Raw genomic sequence first — 17,729 nt, 5'->3', positions numbered from 1 at the left:
GATTGGACATGGAAAGTATCACCCCCGTTTGTTGGTGGACAGTGCCAAGAGGCGGGGCTATTTCTGCGGGCTAACAGACATATTTGCTTGAAAGTGCGCTATGACCAGTCTTGCCGACATCCGTTCGACCTTTCTGAATTACTTTGGTTCTCAGGATCATGAGATCGTGGCCTCAAGCCCGTTGGTGCCGCGCAATGACCCGACCCTGATGTTCGCCAACTCGGGTATGGTGCAGTTCAAGAACCTGTTCACGGGTGTGGAGACCCGCGATTATACGCGTGCCACCACCAGCCAGAAATGTGTGCGTGCCGGCGGCAAGCACAATGATCTTGATAATGTGGGTTACACAGCGCGCCATCACACGTTTTTCGAGATGCTGGGCAATTTCAGTTTCGGTGATTATTTCAAGGAAGAGGCGATCCCCTATGCCTGGGAATTGCTGACGCGGGAATTCGGCATCGACAAGGACCGCCTGTTGGTCACCGTCTATCACACCGATGACGAGGCCGCCGCGATCTGGAAGAAAGTGGCCGGTTTCTCGGATGACAAGATCATTCGCATTCCGACCGATGACAACTTTTGGCGCATGGGCCCGACTGGCCCCTGCGGGCCCTGCACAGAGATTTTCTACGATCACGGCGATCATATCTGGGGTGGCCCTCCGGGATCACCGGAAGAGGACGGCGACCGGTTCATCGAGATCTGGAACATCGTTTTTATGCAGAACGAACAGTTCGAGGACGGCACGCTCAAACCGCTTGAAATGCAGTCAATCGACACCGGCATGGGGCTGGAGCGTATTGGCGCTTTGCTGCAAGGCAAACATGACAACTATGATACCGATCTGATGCGCGCACTGATCGAGGCCTCGGCGCATGTGACCTCGACCGACCCGGATGGTCCGGGCAACACGCACCACCGCGTGATCGCAGACCACCTGCGGTCCACGTCCTTCCTGATTGCCGAAGGCGTGCTGCCATCGAACGAGGGGCGTGGCTATGTGCTGCGCCGCATTATGCGGCGCGCGATGCGCCATGCCCATCAACTGGGTGGCAAAGACCCCGTGATGCACAAACTTGTGCCTGCGCTCATCCAGCAGATGGGCGGGGCCTATCCTGAACTGGGGATCGGCCAGCGTCTGATTGAAGAAACGCTGCTGAACGAGGAAGTGCGTTTTAAACAAACGCTGGATCGGGGTTTGAAGCTGCTTGACGACGAAATCAGCGGGCTGGCCGAAGGTGCGGCATTGCCCGGTGCCGCGGCGTTCAAGCTTTATGACACCTACGGTTTCCCGCTTGATCTGACGCAGGACGCCCTGCGCGAAAAGGGACGCGCGGTTGATACAGCCGGGTTCGATGCCGCTATGGCAGAGCAGAAAGCCAAGGCGCGCGCCGCTTGGTCCGGCACGGGTGAAGCTGCCGATAGTGCAATCTGGTTCGATATTGCGGATGCGCATGGCGCGACAGATTTTCTTGGGTATGAGACCGAGACTGCCGAAGGGCAGGTCGTGGCGATTGTTGATGAAGCAGGCCAGAGCATTGATGCGCTGAGCGCGAAAGGTGCTGCGGGCTGGGTCGTCGTGAACCAGACACCTTTCTACGCGGAAAGCGGCGGTCAGGTGGGCGATCAGGGCTATGTGCGTGCACTCGTTGGTGACCCCAACGCGCAGGCGCCTCAGTTTTCAGGCCACGTCTCGGACGTCAAGAAGATGCCGGGCGGTGTCTTTGCCCATTATCTGACGGTTGATCACGGTGAACTCTCTGTAGGCGAGCCTGTCCGCCTCGAGGTGGATCACATCAATCGGGGGAAGATCCGCGCAAACCACTCGGCGACGCACCTGCTGAACGAGGCACTGCGCGAGGTGCTGGGCGATCATATCGCACAGCGCGGGTCGTTGAACGCCCCCGATCGCCTGCGGTTTGATTTCAGTCATACCAAAGCTTTGAGCGCCGAAGAACTGGCGCAGGTCGAACATGATGTGAATGCGATCATCCGTCAGAACACCCCTGTCGAGACACGTATCATGACACCGGATGATGCCCGCGCCATGGGTGCTCAGGCGCTCTTTGGCGAGAAGTATGGCGACGAGGTGCGTGTCGTGTCGATGGGCCGGCAGGTGGGTTCGGGCAAGGGCGCTGACGGGAATACCTATTCACTGGAACTTTGCGGCGGGACGCATGTGAAGCAACTGGGTGAAATCGGGGCCTTTGTGACCCTGGGCGATAGCGCATCAAGTGCCGGTGTCCGCCGGATCGAAGCGCTGACAGGGCAGGCGGCACTGGATTACCTGCGCGCGCAGGATGCCCGCCTGAACCAGGCGGCGGCTGTGTTGAAAGCGCCGGCATCAGAGGTTGCTGACCGGATCAAGGCGTTGATGGATGAACGCAAGGCGCTTGCCAACGAAGTGGCGCAACTGCGCCGTGAGGTGGCGATGGGCGGGGGGGCGAAAGAGGCAGCACCCGCCGAGGTGATCAATGGTATCGCGTTTCAGGCACAGGTGCTCAGCGGTGTGACCGGCAAGGACCTGCCCGCGTTGATCGACGAGATGAAGGCATCAATGGAGAGCGGTGCCGTTGTGTTGATCGCCGATGCGGGTGGCAAGGCTGCTGTTGCGGTTGGTGTCACAGCGGATCTGACCGACCGTGTCTCGGCGGTGGATATTCTGCGGGCTGTCACGCCTGAACTGGGCGGTAAAGGCGGGGGTGGCCGTCCTGATATGGCGCAGGGCGGTGGTGCTTCGGTTGAAAATGCTGATGCTGCGATTGCGGCGGCAAAGACTGTTTTGGAGGGATTGAAATGAGCGCACTCTGGATTGCCCATGTGAAGGTCACGGACGAGGCCGCTTATGGTGAATATGCCAAGCGCGCGACAGGTGCGATTGCCGCGCACGGCGGCGTCTTTCTGGCCCGTGGCGGTGCTTATGAGCAGTTGGAAGGGCCTGATCGCCCGCGCAACGTGGTTGCCCGCTTTCCCAGCCTGCAGGCCGCCCATGACTGCTATTACTCGGACGCTTACCAAGAGGCGCTGAGCTTTGCCAAAGGTGCCAGCCAGCGTGAATTGAGCATCGTCCAAGAGATCGCTTGAAAGGCCAGCTTGGCGACATGATGGCCCGCCACGCGCGGGTGGGCCGTCTGGAGTGGATCGGGCTGCGCAACGCGCGCTACGATCCGGTGGAAGTTGTGCAAAGTGTTGAAGTCACCATGGCAGGTCTGCTGGGTGATCACGGACGCGCAGGCAAGCGGGCGGTGACACTGATACAGGCAGAGCATCTGCCGGTCATCGCCGCGTTTTCCAACCTGTGCGAGATCGCGCCAGAGGTGCTTCGGCGTAATCTGGTGGTGTCGGGGCTTAACCTGCTTGCGCTACGCAAGGGGCTGCTCCGCCTGGGTAATGTGATTTTGGAAATCGAGGGGCCGTGCCCGCCCTGTTCACGCATGGAGAAGGCACTGGGACCGGGCGGATATAACGCGATGCGCGGCCATGGCGGCTGGTATGCCAGTGTCACCAAGCCGGGCGTTGTACGTGTCGGTGACGCGGTGGAACCCGCGTCACCTTAAGTCAGTTAGCTCGCGCGTGACTGGCGTTTGCGCTCGTGCGGATCAAGGTAGCGCTTGCGCAGCCGGATCGCATTTGGCGTGACTTCGACCAGTTCATCGTCGTCGATATAGGCAATCGCCTGTTCCAGTGACATGGTCACCGGTGTGGTCAGGCGGACCGCTTCGTCGGTGCCCGAGGCCCGCACGTTGGTGAGCTTTTTGCCCTTCAGCGGGTTCACCTCAAGATCGTTCTCGCGGCTGTGCTCGCCGATGATCATGCCGGTGTAGACGGGTTCCTGTGCGCCGATGAACATCTTGCCACGGTCCTCGAGGTTCCACAGGGCAAAGGCAACCGATGTGCCGTTTTCCATCGAGATCAGAACACCCTGACGGCGGCCATCAATCTTGCCTTTGTAGGGGGTCATGCCGTGGAACAGGCGGTTCAGAACGCCGGAGCCGCGTGTGTCGGTCAGGAATTCACCGTGATACCCGATCAGGCCACGTGACGGCACATGCGCGATGATGCGGGTCTTGCCGGCGCCGGCCGGTTTCATCTCGACCAGATCGCCCTTGCGCGGGCCAGTGAGCTTCTCGACCACGACGCCGGTATATTCGTCATCCACGTCGATGGTCACTTCCTCGACGGGTTCCATGCGTTGCCCGTCTTGCTCGGAAAAGATGACCTGCGGGCGCGAGATGGAGAGCTCGAAACCTTCGCGGCGCATGTTTTCGATCAGAACGCCCATCTGTAATTCGCCACGGCCAGAGACCTCGAAGGCGTCACCGCCGGGGGTGTCTGCGATCTTGATCGCGACGTTGACCTCGCTTTCCTTCATCAGGCGTTCGCGGATGACGCGGGACTGCACCTTTTTGCCGTCACGGCCAGCCAGCGGGCTGTCATTGATGCCGAAGGTCACGGTGATGGTTGGGGGGTCAATCGGTTGCGCAGGGATCGGCACATCAATGCTGACATCACAGAGCGTGTCGGCCACGGTGGCTTTGGTCATGCCTGCGATGGTCACGATGTCACCGGCCTCGGCCACATCGATGGGCTGCTGGGACAGACCACGGAAGGCGAGGATCTTGGACACACGGAACTGTTCGATTTTGTCGCCGGTACGCGAAAGCGCCTTGATCGTATCACCTGCTTTCAGGGTGCCTGCCTCAACGCGGCCCGTCAGAATACGGCCGATGAACGGGTCAGCGGACAGTGTGGTTGCCAGCATCTGGAACGGTTCATCCTTGCGGGTGATTTGCGCAGGGGTCGGCACGTGTTCGACGATCTTGTCAAACAGCGCATCAAGGTTTTCGCGGGGGCCGTCGAGTTCTTCGTCACACCAACCGGAACGGCCCGAGGCGAACATGGTTGGGAAATCAAGCTGTTCGTCGGATGCTTCGAGTGCTGCGAAGAGATCAAACACGTCGTCGACAGCGCGATCAGGCTCACCATCAGGTTTGTCGACCTTGTTGACGACCACGATGGGGCGCAAGCCAAGGGCCAGCGCCTTGGACGTCACGAATTTGGTTTGCGGCATCGGGCCTTCGGCGGCATCGACCAGCAGAACAACACCGTCGACCATGGACAGGATGCGCTCGACCTCGCCACCGAAATCGGCGTGGCCGGGGGTGTCGACGATATTGATGCGGGTGCCTTTCCACTCAACGGAGGTACATTTCGCAAGAATAGTGATCCCGCGCTCGCGCTCGATATCGTTACTATCCATGGCGCGCTCTTGTGTCGCCTCGTTTTCGCGGTAAATGCCCGACTGTTTGAGTAGTTCGTCAACGAGGGTCGTCTTGCCGTGGTCAACGTGTGCGATGATCGCGATATTGCGAATGTCCATTGGTCTGCCTTTGTGCGGAAGTTGCCGCGCGGATACCGTGCAATTGCAGCAAAAGCTACCCCTTATTGTCGCAATCCTCTTTTCGCCGGCCGCAACGTTCCGTTTTCGTGGCATATAGGCCGTCAAAGCCGTCGCAAGCCGCACCGGAAACCTGCTGTATTGCGAAAAATTGCCTGCACTGAAATAAGGATGGGAGGGCCGCCAAGATTTGGCCACATAGTTATTTAAGATGCCGAAAAGAAATGTGTTTCAGGCCTGTTTGGGCGCAAATAGACTTTAGGAATGACTATATGATTTCTCATCTCGTGAAGCCTCTGTCTTTCGTCACATTTTTAACACTGTCCGCCTGTGGCGGCGGTGGCGGCGGTGGTGACGATAGCGGTGGTGGCTCCGGCGGAGGTGGTGGGGGCGTTGACCCAACGCCAGGGTCGAACGGCCTGCCATTTGGTGCGGTGGGGCAGACGCTGCCAGATGACGCCGTGGATCAGGCAATCACCATGCGCAGCGCAAGCTTTCAGTCAGGCGGTGCTCCGACTATTGAAAATGCGAGGATCACGGTTGATGCAGGGTTCTTTCAGGGCGACACGCCCAATCTTGATGGGACAATCACGATTTTTGGTAACTCAGCGCCAATCACCATCACGAACGGTCAGGGCGTTCTGGCAAGCGGCGAGACCGTGACACTCACCTATGAACCAAATCGCACAGGCGCCTATGCAGCCGCAATCGAGGCTTCCGTCGGTAGCTTGAACGGCATCAACGGCGAAGCCGCCTATGTTTTCGGTTTTGAAACCGATCCTGCGACGATTGCGGCGCGGAGCGGCGGAACAGTGACCTACACCGGCGCGTTTCAATCTTTTGGATCTCTGTCGGGCGCGCCAAATTCCGACACGGAATATGCAGGCGGCATGATCTTCGACGTCGACTTTACAGGCACAGGCAATGCCAGTGTTGCACTGGATGGCCAGGTGAATGGCGCAGGAAATGTCGACATGGGCGGCTCGCTCGGCTTGGCCGGAAACGGCTTTGCAGGCGGTCTGACATGCACCACGGGATGTGTGAACAACGGATCAGAGATTGACGCAACCTTCTATGGCCCCAACGCGGATGAACTGGGCGGTGTGCTCGCCATAGATATAACGGTGACTGGTGTCGGGGCCTATGACGGGGTGGGAAGGTTCATCCTGCCAGCGGAATAGACCGAAGACCTCATCATCAAGGCAAAAGAGCCGCGCGACCCACGCGGCTCTTTATATTTTTGCCTTAAAGCGCCTTGTTCAGGTTCTCGTCGATCTTTTCAAGGAACCCCATGGTTGTCAGCCACCCCTGATCGGGGCCGACCAGCAGCGCCAGATCCTTGGTCATGAAGCCGCTTTCCACAGTGTCCACGACAACCTTTTCCAAGGTTTCTGCAAAATTCATCAGTTGCGCATTGTCATCCAGCTTCGCGCGGTGCTTGAGCCCGCCGGTCCAGGCGAAAATCGACGCGATAGAGTTTGTCGAGGTCGCTTGCCCCGCCTGATGCTGGCGGTAGTGGCGCGTGACAGTGCCGTGGGCGGCTTCGGCCTCGACGATCTTGCCATCGGGGGTCATCAACTGGCTGGTCATCAGGCCCAACGACCCGAACCCTTGCGCCACAGTGTCGGACTGCACATCGCCGTCATAGTTCTTGCAGGCCCAGACGAATTTGCCCGACCATTTCATCGCTGAGGCGACCATGTCGTCGATTAGGCGGTGCTGGTACTCAATCCCGGCTTGCGCGAACTTGTCTTTGAATTCCGTGTCAAACACCTCTTGGAAGAGGTCTTTGAACCGTCCGTCATAGGCCTTGAGGATTGTATTCTTGGTCGAAAGATAGACCGGCCAGCCAAGGTTCAGACCATAGTTGAATGAGGCACGGGCGAAATCGATGATCGAATCGTCGAGATTGTACATGCCCATCGCCACACCTGCGCCGGGGCTGTCGAAGACCTCTTTTTCAATCACGGTGCCATCGTCGCCCACGAATTTCATGGTTAGCTTGCCGGGGCCGGGCATCAGGAAATCGGTGGCTTTATACTGGTCGCCAAAGGCATGCCGCCCGATCACAATCGGGTCGGTCCAGCCCGGTACAAGACGCGGCACGTTCTTGCAGATGATTGGCGCGCGGAACACCACACCGCCCAGAATGTTGCGGATCGTGCCATTGGGCGAGCGCCACATTTTCTTGAGGCCGAATTCCTCAACCCGATCTTCATCGGGCGTGATGGTTGCACATTTCACACCAACGCCGATTTCCTTGATCTTTTCGGCGGCATCAATCGTGATCTGGTCGTTGGTCTCGTCGCGGACCTCCATCGCAAGATCGTAGTAGAGCAGGTCGATATCCAGATAGGGCAGGATCAGCTTTTGCTTGATAAAGTCCCACATGATGCGGGTCATCTCGTCACCGTCGAGTTCGACGATGGGGTTTTCTACCTTAATCTTTGACATAATGTGTCTCCGTGGCGCGGTTAATCTGCTGCAGCCATAGCGTATCATGCGTCACACGGGAAGCCCCGGTATGCATTCGCATACTGTTTGGGGAGATGGTAGGCCCGGCAGGACTTGAACCCGCAACCAAAGCGTTATGAGCGCTCTGCTCTAACCAATTGAGCTACAGGCCCCCTCGTGAAGATTGGAGTAGCAGACTGGACGGGTGGGTCAAGCGGCAGCAATTGAAAATTCCGTGCCACAGGGCCACCGCCGGTCCGCGCGCCAATTGTTGTTCCATTTGCCGAAATGATGCGGTAACGAACGCCAAACACGACAGGAGCCCCGCTATGACCAAGAAGAATGGCCTGACCTATGCTGATGCAGGGGTCGATATTGACGCCGGAAACACCTTGGTCGAGCGGATCAAACCCGCCGCCAAACGCACTGCACGGTCGGGCGTGATGGCGGGGCTGGGCGGCTTTGGCGCGCTTTTTGATCTCAAGGCTGCGGGCTACACCGATCCTGTGCTGGTGGCTGCAACCGACGGGGTTGGCACGAAACTGCGGATCGCGATTGATACCGGCAATGTGGACACGATCGGCATTGATCTGGTGGCGATGTGCGTCAACGATCTGGTCTGCCAAGGGGCCGAGCCTCTGTTTTTCCTTGATTATTTTGCCACCGGCAAACTCGAACTCGATCAGGCGACCCGCATTATCGAAGGCATCGCTGCAGGCTGCGAAGCCTCCGGTTGCGCGCTGATCGGTGGCGAAACCGCGGAAATGCCCGGCATGTATCACGCCGGTGATTTTGATCTGGCAGGTTTTGCCGTGGGTGCGTTGGAACGGGGCGCGGAACTGCCTGCTGCTGTGCAAGAGGGCGATGTTCTGTTGGGGCTTGCATCAAACGGGGTGCATTCCAACGGCTATTCGCTGGTGCGCCGCATTGTCGAGGTGTCCGGTCTGGGATGGGACGATCCCGCGCCATTCGCGGATGACACGCTCGGCGCAGCGCTGCTGGCACCGACGCGGCTTTACGTCAAACAGGCGCTGGCGGCTGTGCGGGCAGGGGGCGTGCATGCGCTGGCCCATATCACCGGCGGTGGCCTGACCGAGAACCTGCCACGCGTGCTGCCCGAGGGCACGGGCGCCGACATTGGTCTGAACGCGTGGGAATTGCCACCGGTGTTTCAGTGGCTGGCGCAAAAGGGCGGCATGGCCGAGGCCGAGATGTTGAAGACCTTCAATGCTGGCATCGGCATGGTGCTGGCGGTTGATGCAAACGAGGTTGCGAAAATCACCACAGTTTTGACCGACGCGGGCGAGACCGTCCATCAACTGGGCACAGTCACGGCGGGTGAGGGCGTGCGCTACACAGGCGCGCTTTTGTGACCAAAAGGGTTGCGATACTGATTTCGGGGGGCGGGTCGAATATGGTCGCGCTCGCGCAATCTATGCAAGGGGATCACCCCGCGCGGCCCGTCTTGGTGATGTCCAATGATCCGCAGGCCGGTGGTCTTGCCAAAGCGCGGGCGATGAATATCCCGACTTTGGCGATTGATCACAAACCCTACGGCAAGGACCGTGCCGCGTTTGAAGCGGCTTTGCAAAAGGCTCTTGAGACGGCCAAGCCTGACATCATCTGCCTTGCCGGGTTTATGCGCATCCTGACGCCGGAATTTACCGCGAAATGGGAAGGGCGGATGCTGAATATCCACCCGTCGCTCTTGCCCAAATACAAAGGGCTGCACACCCACGCGCGCGCGCTTGAGGCCGGCGACAGCGAACATGGATGTTCGGTGCATGAAGTGACCGCCGCACTGGATGATGGCCCGATCCTGGGGCAGGCGCGGATCACTGTCCATGCGGGGGACACGCCTGAGACATTGGCGACCCGTCTGCTCCCGCTGGAGCACGCGCTTTACGTTGCTGTCCTGCGGCGCTTCGCGGCAGGTGATAGGACCCCTATCAATCTGGACGGGTGAAGCTGCACTTTTCATCGCCCAGGCTTTCGCTTATCAGTGAACGAACGATAATTGAAAGTGCGGTTTGCGGGCAGAAATGAAGACAATCACAACGACCGAGGACTTGGCAGCGTTCTGCCAAGAGGCTGCAAAACGCCCTTATGTAACCGTCGATACCGAGTTTCTGCGCGAGCGCACCTATTATTCCAAGCTCTGCCTCGTCCAGCTGGCTTATCAGGATGAGAAAGGCTCGGATGCCGCACTTGTCGACCCACTTATTGAAGGGCTGTCGCTTGAGCCGCTCTATGCGCTTTTCCGCGACCAGGGCTGTGTGAAAGTGTTTCACGCGGCGCGACAGGACCTTGAAATTTTCTATGTTGATGCGGGCGTGATCCCAGAGCCACTGTTCGACACCCAGGTCGCGGCCATGGTCTGCGGTTTTGGTGAACAGGTCGGCTATGAGACGCTGGTGCGCAAAATTGCGAAATCCGATCTGGATAAATCCTCGCGCTTTACGGATTGGTCGCGCCGTCCGCTGACGGATGCGCAGGCAACATATGCGCTGGCTGATGTGACGCACCTGCGTGACATTTACGAGTATCTGTCGGCGCGTCTGGCCAAATCAGGCCGCAGCAAATGGGTTGCCGAAGAAATGGCAGTTCTGAAAGACCCCGCCACCTATCAATCAGACCCCGAAGATGCATGGAAGCGCGTAAAGACGCGCACACAATCAGGCAAGTTTCTGGCGATCGTGCGGGAACTGGCACGCTTCCGTGAAGAATACGCGCAAAGCCGGGACATCCCGCGCAACCGCGTGTTCAAGGATGACGCGCTGGTTGAACTCGCGTCGACCAAACCGCTTTCGGAAAACGATCTGGGCCGGTCCCGTTTGTTGCTGCGTGAGGCCCGCAAGGGCGACATCGCCAATGGCATCTTGGCTGCAATCAAGGCAGGTATGGCCGTTGCACCCAAGGACATGCCCAAGGTTGATGGCGCGCGTGCGAAACTGCAGGTGAACCCCGCCTTGGCGGATATGCTGCGCGTGCTGTTGAAGGCCAAGACCGACGATGCTGAAGTTGCCACAAAGCTGATTGCAACTTCCGCCGACCTTGATGCGCTGGCCGCAGGCGAGCGTGATGTTGCAGCCCTGCGCGGCTGGCGGCGCGACGTGTTTGGCAATGACGCGCTGGAGCTATGCGAAGGCCGCGTCGGATTGGCTGTGAAAGGTCAGAAGGTCATCACCGTCGCACTCTGATCTGGACGACGCAGGGGCGCGGACCTACATCTGCCCCAGAACCGAACCAAAGGGAAAACCATGGCGAACCCTGACTTTGAAGACCTTGTCGAGACCTTCGAATTTCTCGACGACTGGGAAGACCGCTATCGCCACGTGATCGACATGGGCAAGGCGATGCCGCCGCTCGAAGACGCGCTGAAAGTGCCTGCCACCAAAGTGGACGGTTGCGCCAGTCAGGTCTGGCTGGTCCCCAAGATCGAGGACAACGTCTTTACCTTCCGTGGTGAAAGCGACGCGATGATCGTGCGCGGCCTGATTGCGGTGCTTTCAGCGCTATACAACGAACAACCGGTCGGTGACGTGATGAAAATTGATGCAGCGGCCGAGTTGGGCCGTCTGGGCCTGAACGATCATTTGTCCGCGCAACGCTCGAACGGGCTGCGTGCCATGGTCGAGCGTATTCGTGAAACCGCGGCGGCCGCAGCCTAGGCGATTGCCGTCAGCGTTGGCGTCAGATCGCCATAGCCGGTAAAGTGCCGCTCGAATTGCAGCCCGAGCTTTGCCGCGCAAGCCTCTGCTTTTGTGGTTAATTCCGGATCATCCGTCTGCGCCTGATAGACCAGTTTTTCGTAATTCCCGAAATACATGTCACGCAGTTCAGGGTGGCGGCCAAGCCCAAGGGGCTCCCATACAAAAGCATCAAACTGGCGCACCAGAAAGTCAGTCAGGTAGAACGCGGTGATCTCGTCATGAGCTGCAAACACCTCATTACCTTCGAAAAACGAATAGCAATGTGGCCCCGCAACCATGCCGATCCCCAACTCGGCGCAAGCGGCCTGTAATTGGCCGCCGGTGCCGCAATCCGCGTAAACGACGAAGAACGTCTCGTAAGCATCGCGATATTTCGCCACGGTTTCGCGGACCGCAGGGACGATTTTTTCAGGATGGTTGTGCAGGATCGCTGGCAGGCATTGGAGATCAAGGTGATCAAGGCCGTTTGCCGCTTTGATTGCCAGTATCTCGCGTGCCAGTGCACCGCAGGCGATCAAAAGCACGCGCCCCTGTCCTTTGGGTGCGATTCCTTGGGTGGTCAGGATGGCATCAGTTGTCATTTCGGTCACTGTACCTGCGCCACAGATACGCCGCGCAGAGTGCAATCAGGCTAAGAGTGGCCAAACCCGTCACAGGGGCTGCTTGCAGGCCGTCCAATGCAGCAAACGCGACAGCAATGGTGGCTGCAGCCGCAGCCATGACAAACACAAGTATAAAGATCAGTCGTTCAACGGGCATGTCGTTCTCCTACACTTCGCAGATAAGAACGACATACCCGCTTTGAAAGGTCAGACTGCCGCAGCAGCCTGATTATGCTTGCGCGCCATAAAGGTCTTGGCCGTTTCCACCGCGACCGCCGCATCACGGCAATAGGCATCAGCACCGATTGCCTTGCCGAACTCTTCGTTCAGCGGGGCGCCACCAACAAGGACGACATAATCGTCGCGCATACCCTTTTCGACCATCGTGTCGATCACGACCTTCATATAGGGCATCGTGGTGGTCAGCAGGGCGGACATGCCAAGGATATCGGGTTTTTCGCTTTCCAACGCGTCAAGATAGGATTCGACCGCATTGTTGATCCCCAGATCGACAACCTCGAAACCCGCACCTTCCATCATCATGGACACAAGGTTCTTGCCGATATCATGGATGTCGCCCTTGACGGTTCCGATCACCATCTTGCCCACACGCGGCGCGCCAGTTTCGGCAAGCAGAGGTTTAAGAATAAACATCCCGCCCTTCATGGCATTGGCCGCCAGCAGCACCTCAGGCACAAACAGAATACCATCGCGGAAGTCGTTGCCGACAATGGTCATGCCGCCCACGAGCGCCTCGGTCAGTACGCGGTAAGGCTCCCAACCACGTTCGATAAGGATATTCACCCCTTCCTCGATCTCTTCCTTCATTCCATCGTAAAGGTCATCGAACATCTGGGCGACGAGATCTTCGTCATTGAGTTCGGACAGGATGATGTCATCTTCTTCGTCGGACATGGCCAAGCCTTTGTATGAGTTTACACCGCAGTATTGCGCCGGATTGGAAAATTCTAGCGGTTGTTTTCCGACATGTCCAAGAACATGACCGACCTTGTGTTGCTGATGTTCGTGAATTGTTCTAATAAAGATTATGGAAGATTTGCCAGTTCAGAAATCACACCTGACGCCTGGTCGTGCAGCACTTTCAAATCCGGACAACCGGTATGACAGATTGCACGCCGAGGCGGTTGATGACGGCTGGGCGCCAGAGCACGACCTGCCGGTGTTGCGCACGGAAATCACCGATGAGGTGGCCCGCAAAGTGATCACGCGCAATACATCGCCTGATTTGTCCTTCGACCGTTCAATCAATCCCTATCGCGGCTGCGAGCATGGCTGCATCTATTGCTTTGCACGCCCCAGCCATGCGTTTCTCGGCATGTCGCCGGGGTTGGATTTTGAAACCAGGCTTGTCGCACGCCCTAATGCGGCCGCACAGTTGCACAAAGAACTTTCAAACCCGCGCTATACACCGAAAACCATTGCAATCGGGACCAACACAGACCCCTATCAACCGGTTGAAAAATCCCGTGAAATCATGCGCCAGATCTTGGAAGTGCTGGACGCATTCAACCATCCAGTCGCGATTGTCACGAAAGGCACCCTGATCACACGCGATAGCGATATTCTGGCACGTATGGCGGCCAAGGGGCTTGTCAGGGTTGGCATTTCGATCACGACGCTTGATCCCAAAACATCCCGTGCATTGGAACCCCGCGTGCCTGCGCCGGCGGCCAGACTGCGGACGATCCGCCAATTGACCGACGCAGGCATTCCCGTGCGCGTGATGGTGTCGCCGGTTATCCCCGCGCTGACCGAACATGAACTTGAGGCGATCCTGCAAGCCGCCAAAGACGCGGGCGCCGTTGCGGCCTCTTCCATCGTTCTGCGCCTGCCACGCGAAGTGGCCATGCTGTTTCGCGATTGGCTGGCCGCCCATTATCCGGACCGTGCAGCGCGCATCATGGGACGCGTGCGGGAATTGCATGGTGGCAAGGACTATGACCCTGAATTTGGCAAACGCATGGTCGGGCAGGGCCCGTGGGCCAAGATGATGCAGCAACGTTTCAAGCTCGCCACCCGCAAACTGAACCTCGACCGCAGCCTGCCACCCTTGCGGACCGATCTCTTCGCCCGCCCCGCACAAAGTGGCGACCAGCTTTCGCTTTTCTGATGCAAATCCCGTTATTACTGGCCCGAAAATATCCCGGGGGAGGCCACCGCAGGTGGCCGGGGGCAGCGCCCCTAGCTGCGCCGCCGCCGTCCGCGCCGTGGCGATGCTTCCGGACCGGCCCCGTCTGTGCCATCGGATTCCGAAGAAAACCCGCCCAAGGCCGCGGTAATCTGCTCCAGCGTCGGCAGCTCACCTTTCGGACGCGTCTCAAGTGCGGCGCGCATCGCGCGCAGGTGCTCGGGTGTCGTGCCACAACAGCCGCCAATAATTGTGGCGCCACAGTCGCGTGCAAGGACGGCATAATCGGCCATCAATTCAGGCGTGCCATCATAGTGGATGTGCCCGTCGTGGTACTTTGGAATACCCGCATTGCCCTTGGCGATAATGGGCAGCGTCGGGTGGGCGGCGGTAAACCCCAGCACCGTCCGCAACAGGTCTGACGCACCAACACCGCAGTTCGCGCCAAAGGCCAGCGGCTGATGCGCGAGCTTGCCGACCTTCTTGACCATATCGGCCGATGTCAGACCCATCATCGTACGCCCTGCGGTGTCAAAACTCATCGTGCCGCACCACGGCATATCGGCCAGCGCAAAGGCCTCGGCCGCTGCGGCGTATTCTTCGGGTGCGCTGATCGTCTCGACCCAGAGCACATCTGCGCCGCCTTCTTTCAGGCCCTCGGCCTGCTCGTGGAACATCTCGACTGCGATTTCATGGGTCAGGCTACCCATCGGGGCCATAATCTCGCCCGTAGGGCCAACCGAACCTGCAACAACGATGGTACGGCCTGATGCATCAGCGACCTCACGGCCCAGTTCGGCGGCAGCTTTGTTCAACTCGCGCACGCGGCCCTCGGCACCGTGCAGTTTCAGACGTGATGCATTGCCTCCGAAGCTGTTGGTCAGGAAAATATCGCTGCCCGCATCCGCCGCACCTTTGTAAAGGGCTGTGATCTTGGCGGTTTCGTCGATATTCCACATCTCGGGCGCATCGCCCGACATCAGACCCATGTTGAACAGATTTGTCCCTGTCGCCCCGTCGGCCATCAGCCAGTCGTTGGTTTCAAGAAGCTTTGAGAGGGCATTGGTCATAGGGGGCTCCGGCTTGCGCAAGGGTTTTTCTGTGCGGTGTCATGTCTGTGCATCAGATGCAAATTCAAAGAATGCATGGTCTTTATGCAAGAAATGATAAAACCGCGCCGGTTGATGGCGCGGTCAGGGGACGTTTGGCAAGGCCGCAGTCCGGCCTACACTTCTTTCATCAATTGCGCTTTGGCCTCGGCCAGAAATTCGACCATCTTGGTGCGGATGGTGGCCTCATCGGCCTTGTCGCCCAGATCGCCGGACACCTTGCGATAAACATCTTCGTGCCCTGCTTCCTCGAAGTCGGACTTGACGACCTCTTTGGCGTATTCAGCGGCTTCCTCACCCGTTTTGCCCAGCAGTTCTGCAGCCCACAGACCTAGCAATTTGTTGCCGCGCGCTTCGGCTTTGAATTGCATTTCGGCATCATGGGCGAACTTGTTTTCAAACGCATTCTCGCGATCATCGAAGGTTGTCATGGATTTGGCCTCTTGATTTGGAAGATCTTGCTTATGATATGCCTCTCACGGTGCTTGCCCGCAAGGGGGGCTTGCACTATGACGCGCAGATGATGCGGTCCACGCCGGGCCGGAATGGGGCAAGGGGTCAGCATGTCACGTCGTAAAAAGATTTATGAAGGCAAGGCAAAGGTTCTTTATGAAGGCCCCGAGCCGGGCACTTTTGTGCAGTATTTCAAGGACGATGCCACCGCCTTCAACGCCGAGAAGAAGGCCGTGATCGAAGGGAAGGGCGTGTTGAACAACCGCCTGTCCGAGTATTTCATGACCGGTCTCGGCCAGATCGGGATACCCACACATTTCATCAAACGTCTCAATATGCGCGAGCAGTTGATCCGTCAGGCCGAGATTATCCCGCTTGAGGTGATCGTGCGCAACTTTGCTGCGGGGTCGATGGCCAAGCGTATGGGTATCGAAGAAGGCACGCCGCTGCCGCGCCCCATTGTCGAGTTCTCCTACAAGGACGACAAACTGGGTGACCCGCTTGTGCCCGAGGAATACATCATCGCATTCGGCTGGGCGTCACAGCAGGAAATGGACGATATCGTCAGCCTTGCCTTGCGCGTGAACGACTGGATGTCGGGCGTCATGTATGGCGTCGGCATCAAGCTGATTGATTTCAAGATCGAGATCGGCCGTGTCTGGGACAATGAATTCCAGCGCCTTATTCTGGCGGATGAGATCAGTCCCGACAGCTGCCGTCTTTGGGATATCGAAACAGGCCAGAAACTCGACAAGGACGTCTTCCGCCGTGACCTCGGGAGTCTGACAGACGCCTATACCGAAGTCGCAAAGCGTCTTGGTGTGATGCCGTCAAACGTCACCCACACACCCAATAAACCCACATTGATCAACTAATCTTGCGACCCTAGCGAACAAAGGACCTGCCCATGAAAGCCCGCGTACATGTCATGCTCAAAAACGGTGTGCTGGACCCACAAGGCGAGGCAGTCCGCCACGCGCTTGGAACACTCGGCTTTGACGGGGTCAACGGTGTGCGCCAAGGTAAGGTCATCGAGCTTGATCTGGCCGATGGCACATCAGAGGCCACGATCAACGAGATGTGCGAAAAGCTGCTCGCGAACACCGTGATCGAAAGCTTCAGCGTCGAGGTGGTCTGATGCGCGCAGCGGTCATCGTTTTTCCCGGGTCCAATTGCGATCGCGACATGGCGGTTGCGCTGAAGGCGGCTGGTGCGGATGTCAGCATGGTCTGGCACAAGGACGCGAACCTGCCTGACAATGTCGATCTTGTTGCCATCCCCGGCGGTTTTTCCTTTGGCGACTACCTGCGTTGCGGTGCGATTGCGGCGCAATCCCCGATCTGTAAGGCCGTAGTTGCCCATGCCGACCGTGGCGGGTATGTGCTGGGCGTGTGCAACGGGTTTCAGGTTTTGACAGAAACAGGGCTTTTGCCGGGTGCGCTGATGCGCAACGCGAACCTGAAGTTCATCTGCAAAACCGTTGGTTTGAAAGTGGAAACATCAGACTCGGCCTTCACCGAGGGCTACAACGCCGGTGACAGCGTGGCATTCCCCGTGGCACACCATGACGGCAATTACACTGTCGATCCAGAGGGTCTGGCCGCGCTTGTCGCCGAGGATCGCATCGCGTTCACCTATGCAGACAACCCCAACGGGTCGATCAACAACATCGCAGGCGTGCTTTCTGCAAACCGCCGTGTGCTTGGCATGATGCCACACCCCGAACGCGCAGTGGATGCGGGCCACGGCGGCACCGACGGGCAGGCGCTTTTCCGCGGGTTGGTGGGGCAATTTGCCCAAGCGTGATCTGCTCGCTTGCCGCGTTGGGGCTGTGGCTCTAAACTCGATACA

19 protein-coding genes and 1 tRNA gene are annotated in these 17,729 nt (G+C 58.4%); 12 read left to right on the top strand and 8 right to left on the bottom strand.

The window, feature by feature from the left end:
* Positions 1–100 precede the first annotated feature (100 nt).
* Genes alaS through C7964_RS07025 form a run of 3 tightly spaced genes read left to right on the top strand, consistent with a single transcriptional unit; the run spans position 101 to position 3,557 of the window.
* A complete protein-coding gene (gene alaS / locus C7964_RS07035) occupies positions 101–2,800 on the top strand; it encodes an alanine--tRNA ligase (protein WP_110278959.1) in 2,700 nt (899 codons plus the stop codon).
* A complete protein-coding gene (locus C7964_RS07030) occupies positions 2,797–3,084 on the top strand; it encodes a DUF1330 domain-containing protein (protein WP_110278958.1) in 288 nt (95 codons plus the stop codon). Before alaS ends, C7964_RS07030 begins: the two co-directional genes overlap by 4 nt.
* Positions 3,081–3,557, top strand: coding sequence for an MOSC domain-containing protein (locus tag C7964_RS07025; protein WP_502693555.1), 477 nt, complete (start codon positions 3,081–3,083; stop codon positions 3,555–3,557). Before C7964_RS07030 ends, C7964_RS07025 begins: the two co-directional genes overlap by 4 nt.
* A gap of 5 nt (positions 3,558–3,562) precedes the next feature.
* Here the strand turns inward: C7964_RS07025 and typA are convergent, their stop codons facing one another.
* Complete coding sequence (typA, locus tag C7964_RS07020) at positions 3,563–5,380, bottom strand: translational GTPase TypA (protein WP_110278957.1); 1,818 nt, start codon at positions 5,378–5,380, stop codon at positions 3,563–3,565.
* A gap of 290 nt (positions 5,381–5,670) precedes the next feature.
* Here typA and C7964_RS07015 point away from each other — a divergent pair, with 290 nt between their 5' ends.
* Positions 5,671–6,579 carry a transferrin-binding protein-like solute binding protein gene (locus C7964_RS07015; RefSeq protein ID WP_110278956.1) on the top strand — a complete coding sequence of 303 codons (909 nt, stop codon included), beginning with the start codon at positions 5,671–5,673 and terminating at the stop codon, positions 6,577–6,579.
* 64 nt (positions 6,580–6,643) lie between these two features.
* Here C7964_RS07015 and C7964_RS07010 read toward each other — a convergent pair whose 3' ends face one another.
* Positions 6,644–7,852: an NADP-dependent isocitrate dehydrogenase gene (locus C7964_RS07010; RefSeq protein ID WP_110278955.1), complete on the bottom strand. Its 1,209-nt coding sequence runs from the start codon at positions 7,850–7,852 to the stop codon at positions 6,644–6,646.
* Positions 7,853–7,948: 96 nt separating this feature from the next.
* A tRNA-Ile gene (locus C7964_RS07005) sits at positions 7,949–8,025 on the bottom strand.
* Positions 8,026–8,181: 156 nt separating this feature from the next.
* Between C7964_RS07005 and purM the strand changes: the two genes are divergently transcribed.
* The 4 genes from purM (at position 8,182) to C7964_RS06985 (ending at position 11,523) form a co-directional block, all read left to right on the top strand.
* Positions 8,182–9,225, top strand: a complete 1,044-nt coding sequence (gene purM / locus C7964_RS07000) for a phosphoribosylformylglycinamidine cyclo-ligase (protein ID WP_110278954.1) — start codon at positions 8,182–8,184, stop codon at positions 9,223–9,225.
* Positions 9,222–9,818, top strand: a complete 597-nt coding sequence (gene purN / locus C7964_RS06995; protein WP_110278953.1) for a phosphoribosylglycinamide formyltransferase — start codon at positions 9,222–9,224, stop codon at positions 9,816–9,818. Before purM ends, purN begins: the two co-directional genes overlap by 4 nt.
* A gap of 76 nt (positions 9,819–9,894) precedes the next feature.
* The gene (gene rnd, locus C7964_RS06990) at positions 9,895–11,052 is read left to right on the top strand and encodes a ribonuclease D (RefSeq protein WP_110278952.1); all 1,158 of its coding nucleotides are present in this window, start codon (positions 9,895–9,897) and stop codon (positions 11,050–11,052) included.
* 60 nt (positions 11,053–11,112) lie between these two features.
* Entirely contained in the window at positions 11,113–11,523 is a 411-nt protein-coding gene (locus C7964_RS06985; RefSeq protein ID WP_110278951.1) for a SufE family protein, read from the top strand.
* Here the strand turns inward: C7964_RS06985 and C7964_RS06980 are convergent.
* Genes C7964_RS06980 through C7964_RS06970 form a run of 3 tightly spaced genes read right to left on the bottom strand, consistent with a single transcriptional unit; the run spans position 11,520 to position 13,082 of the window.
* Positions 11,520–12,146 carry a DUF1638 domain-containing protein gene (locus C7964_RS06980; RefSeq protein ID WP_110278950.1) on the bottom strand — a complete coding sequence of 209 codons (627 nt, stop codon included), beginning with the start codon at positions 12,144–12,146 and terminating at the stop codon, positions 11,520–11,522. The two genes, C7964_RS06985 and C7964_RS06980, sit on opposite strands and share 4 nt — an antisense overlap.
* Entirely contained in the window at positions 12,136–12,324 is a 189-nt protein-coding gene (locus tag C7964_RS06975) for a hypothetical protein (protein ID WP_110278949.1), read from the bottom strand. The genes C7964_RS06980 and C7964_RS06975 overlap by 11 nt, the downstream gene beginning before the upstream one ends.
* 50 nt (positions 12,325–12,374) lie before the next feature.
* Positions 12,375–13,082 carry a cobalamin B12-binding domain-containing protein gene (locus tag C7964_RS06970; RefSeq protein WP_110278948.1) on the bottom strand — a complete coding sequence of 236 codons (708 nt, stop codon included), beginning with the start codon at positions 13,080–13,082 and terminating at the stop codon, positions 12,375–12,377.
* Positions 13,083–13,215: 133 nt separating this feature from the next.
* Between C7964_RS06970 and C7964_RS06965 the strand changes: the two genes are divergently transcribed.
* Positions 13,216–14,298 (top strand): PA0069 family radical SAM protein, encoded by a 1,083-nt coding sequence (locus C7964_RS06965; RefSeq protein WP_110278947.1) that lies wholly within the window; start codon positions 13,216–13,218, stop codon positions 14,296–14,298.
* A 71-nt stretch (positions 14,299–14,369) separates the two neighbouring features.
* Here C7964_RS06965 and bmt read toward each other — a convergent pair whose 3' ends face one another.
* The gene (bmt, locus tag C7964_RS06960; RefSeq protein WP_110278946.1) at positions 14,370–15,386 is read right to left on the bottom strand and encodes a betaine--homocysteine S-methyltransferase; all 1,017 of its coding nucleotides are present in this window, start codon (positions 15,384–15,386) and stop codon (positions 14,370–14,372) included.
* 155 nt (positions 15,387–15,541) lie between these two features.
* Positions 15,542–15,856, bottom strand: a complete 315-nt coding sequence (locus tag C7964_RS06955) for a DUF1476 domain-containing protein (RefSeq protein WP_110278945.1) — start codon at positions 15,854–15,856, stop codon at positions 15,542–15,544.
* A 132-nt stretch (positions 15,857–15,988) separates the two neighbouring features.
* Here C7964_RS06955 and purC point away from each other — a divergent pair, with 132 nt between their 5' ends.
* Genes purC through purQ form a run of 3 tightly spaced genes read left to right on the top strand, consistent with a single transcriptional unit; the run spans position 15,989 to position 17,684 of the window.
* A complete protein-coding gene (gene purC / locus C7964_RS06950) occupies positions 15,989–16,753 on the top strand; it encodes a phosphoribosylaminoimidazolesuccinocarboxamide synthase (RefSeq protein WP_110278944.1) in 765 nt (254 codons plus the stop codon).
* Between the two features lie 32 nt (positions 16,754–16,785).
* Complete coding sequence (purS, locus tag C7964_RS06945) at positions 16,786–17,016, top strand: phosphoribosylformylglycinamidine synthase subunit PurS (protein ID WP_110278943.1); 231 nt, start codon at positions 16,786–16,788, stop codon at positions 17,014–17,016.
* Positions 17,016–17,684 carry a phosphoribosylformylglycinamidine synthase subunit PurQ gene (gene purQ / locus C7964_RS06940; protein ID WP_110278942.1) on the top strand — a complete coding sequence of 223 codons (669 nt, stop codon included), beginning with the start codon at positions 17,016–17,018 and terminating at the stop codon, positions 17,682–17,684. The genes purS and purQ overlap by 1 nt, the downstream gene beginning before the upstream one ends.
* Positions 17,685–17,729 lie beyond the last annotated feature (45 nt).

The organism is Loktanella sp. PT4BL (assembly GCF_003201935.1).
Classification (GTDB): domain Bacteria; phylum Pseudomonadota; class Alphaproteobacteria; order Rhodobacterales; family Rhodobacteraceae; genus Yoonia.
The sequence above is the reverse complement of the archived record's forward strand: the minus strand, read 5'-3'. Positions and strand labels throughout refer to the sequence as shown.

What these genes read in the sequence shown, in the direction of transcription:
- alaS (WP_110278959.1), top strand. Translation starts at nt 101, where the DNA reads ATGACCAGTCTTGCCGACATCCGTTCGACCTTTCTGAATTACTTTGGT.
- bmt (WP_110278946.1), bottom strand. Translation starts at nt 15,386, where the DNA reads ATGACCAATGCCCTCTCAAAGCTTCTTGAAACCAACGACTGGCTGATG.
- C7964_RS06980 (WP_110278950.1), bottom strand. Translation starts at nt 12,146, where the DNA reads ATGACAACTGATGCCATCCTGACCACCCAAGGAATCGCACCCAAAGGA.
- C7964_RS06955 (WP_110278945.1), bottom strand. Translation starts at nt 15,856, where the DNA reads ATGACAACCTTCGATGATCGCGAGAATGCGTTTGAAAACAAGTTCGCC.
- C7964_RS06985 (WP_110278951.1), top strand. Translation starts at nt 11,113, where the DNA reads ATGGCGAACCCTGACTTTGAAGACCTTGTCGAGACCTTCGAATTTCTC.
- purQ (WP_110278942.1), top strand. Translation starts at nt 17,016, where the DNA reads ATGCGCGCAGCGGTCATCGTTTTTCCCGGGTCCAATTGCGATCGCGAC.
- C7964_RS06975 (WP_110278949.1), bottom strand. Translation starts at nt 12,324, where the DNA reads ATGCCCGTTGAACGACTGATCTTTATACTTGTGTTTGTCATGGCTGCG.
- purS (WP_110278943.1), top strand. Translation starts at nt 16,786, where the DNA reads ATGAAAGCCCGCGTACATGTCATGCTCAAAAACGGTGTGCTGGACCCA.
- C7964_RS07030 (WP_110278958.1), top strand. Translation starts at nt 2,797, where the DNA reads ATGAGCGCACTCTGGATTGCCCATGTGAAGGTCACGGACGAGGCCGCT.
- C7964_RS07010 (WP_110278955.1), bottom strand. Translation starts at nt 7,852, where the DNA reads ATGTCAAAGATTAAGGTAGAAAACCCCATCGTCGAACTCGACGGTGAC.
- purM (WP_110278954.1), top strand. Translation starts at nt 8,182, where the DNA reads ATGACCAAGAAGAATGGCCTGACCTATGCTGATGCAGGGGTCGATATT.
- typA (WP_110278957.1), bottom strand. Translation starts at nt 5,380, where the DNA reads ATGGACATTCGCAATATCGCGATCATCGCACACGTTGACCACGGCAAG.
- rnd (WP_110278952.1), top strand. Translation starts at nt 9,895, where the DNA reads ATGAAGACAATCACAACGACCGAGGACTTGGCAGCGTTCTGCCAAGAG.
- C7964_RS06970 (WP_110278948.1), bottom strand. Translation starts at nt 13,082, where the DNA reads ATGTCCGACGAAGAAGATGACATCATCCTGTCCGAACTCAATGACGAA.
- C7964_RS07015 (WP_110278956.1), top strand. Translation starts at nt 5,671, where the DNA reads ATGATTTCTCATCTCGTGAAGCCTCTGTCTTTCGTCACATTTTTAACA.
- C7964_RS06965 (WP_110278947.1), top strand. Translation starts at nt 13,216, where the DNA reads ATGGAAGATTTGCCAGTTCAGAAATCACACCTGACGCCTGGTCGTGCA.
- purC (WP_110278944.1), top strand. Translation starts at nt 15,989, where the DNA reads ATGTCACGTCGTAAAAAGATTTATGAAGGCAAGGCAAAGGTTCTTTAT.